Source organism: Allomesorhizobium camelthorni (assembly GCF_011045125.1).
In the GTDB taxonomy this organism is placed as follows: domain Bacteria; phylum Pseudomonadota; class Alphaproteobacteria; order Rhizobiales; family Rhizobiaceae; genus Allomesorhizobium; species Allomesorhizobium camelthorni.
This window is the reverse complement of sequence record NZ_JAAKZF010000236.1, coordinates 1-1,552: the sequence shown is the minus strand read 5'-3', so window position 1 is coordinate 1,552 and position 1,552 is coordinate 1. Positions and strand designations below refer to the sequence as shown.

Below are 1,552 nucleotides of genomic sequence, written 5' to 3'. Positions count from 1 at the left end.
TTAGTCGGCCGTGAAGAATTCGGAAGCCGCTGATATTCCATAGGAATCGCCCGATTTGCAGATTTCGGAATTGCAGGTAACGGCCAGTTTGTGGATAGTTTTCTTGCAATCCAGTTTGCGATTTCCCTGCTTGGCGAAGCGTGATTCACTGCGTTCATCGCAGTGAATCGGAGCCAGGCGATGGGCAGACCACGCGAACGGCACGAGGCGGGAGAACAGGATTTGTTCCGCGCCCGCCTTGATCAGATACTCAACATGAACCACGAGTTGGTGAGGCTGGCCCGCACCATCGACTGGCCGGTGCTGGAGGCGCGCTTCGGCGAGGTCTATTGTGACGGGCCCGGAATGCCACCGCTGCCGACGCGGCTGATGGCTGGGCTCGCCATCCTCAAGCACACCTTCAACCTGTCGGATGAGGTGCTGTGTGCGCGCTGGATCGAGAACCCGTATTTCCAATATCTGTGCGGCGAGGAATTCTTCCGTCACGAGCTGCCGTTCGACCGCTCCTCGATGACGCGTTGGCGCCAGCGCATGGGCGAGGAGCGGATCGCCGCGCTATTGCAGGAAAGCCTGGCGGTGGCGGTCAAGACCGGAGCGATGAAGCCGCAGGACACGCGCCGGGTCATCGTCGATACGACGGTGCAGCCCAAGAACGTCATGTTCCCAACCGACGCCAAGCTCATCCATCGGGCGCGCGAGCGGCTCGTCCGGCTGGCCAGGAAGGCGGGGCTCGACCTGCGTCAGTCTTATGTTAGGGTCGGCAAGCTGGCGCTGATCATGCATCAGCGCTACGCCCACGCCAAACAATTCAGGCGGGCCAACAAATCCCTGCGCAAACTCAGGACCTATCTGGGGCGCACCATCCGCGACATCTCCCGTCAGATTGCCGGCGACGCGGCGCTGGACGCGATCTTCAAGTGGCCGCTCTACCAGGCCTCGACGGTTCTGGAGCAGAGGCAGCGCCAGCGTGGCCGCAAGATCTACAGCCTGCACGCCCATGAGGTGGAGTGCATCGGCAAAGGCAAAGCGCACGCACCCTACGAGTTCGGGGTGAAGGTGTCCGTGGCGACGACGCTGAAGCGTTCAAAGGGCGGTCAGTTCGCCCTGCACGCCATGGCACTTCCCGGGAACCCTTACGACGGGCACACGCTCGAAAAGATCATTCCTGCGATGGAAGACACCATCGGTGCCGAGATCGAGCGCATCCTCGCCGATGCCGGTTACCGCGGCCACAACGCGCCGCAAAGCCACAAATTCAGGGTCTTCACCGCCCGTCAGAAGCGCCGCGTGACACCGGCCATCAAGCGCCAGATGCGGCGGCGATCGGCCGTCGAGCCGGTGATCGGCCACATCAAGAACGAACACAGAATGGGCCGCAATTACCTCGCTCACACCCAAGGCGATGCGATCAACGCCATCCTGGCCGCAGCTGGCTACAACTTCTCCCTCCTGCTCAGGTGGCTGAAGGCGTTTTTGTGGCTCTTGATCGCCGCGTTCCTGAACCGGCCGAAGCAGCTTGCCGCTTAGCGGTCAAGATTGTTCACGGTCGACG

General features: G+C 61.7%; 1 protein-coding gene. It reads left to right on the top strand.

What is annotated here, in order from left to right; translation table 11 throughout:
* Positions 1–180 precede the first annotated feature (180 nt).
* Positions 181–1,527 carry an IS5 family transposase gene (locus G6N73_RS35555; protein ID WP_165034523.1) on the top strand — a complete coding sequence of 449 codons (1,347 nt, stop codon included), beginning with the start codon at positions 181–183 and terminating at the stop codon, positions 1,525–1,527.
* Positions 1,528–1,552 lie beyond the last annotated feature (25 nt).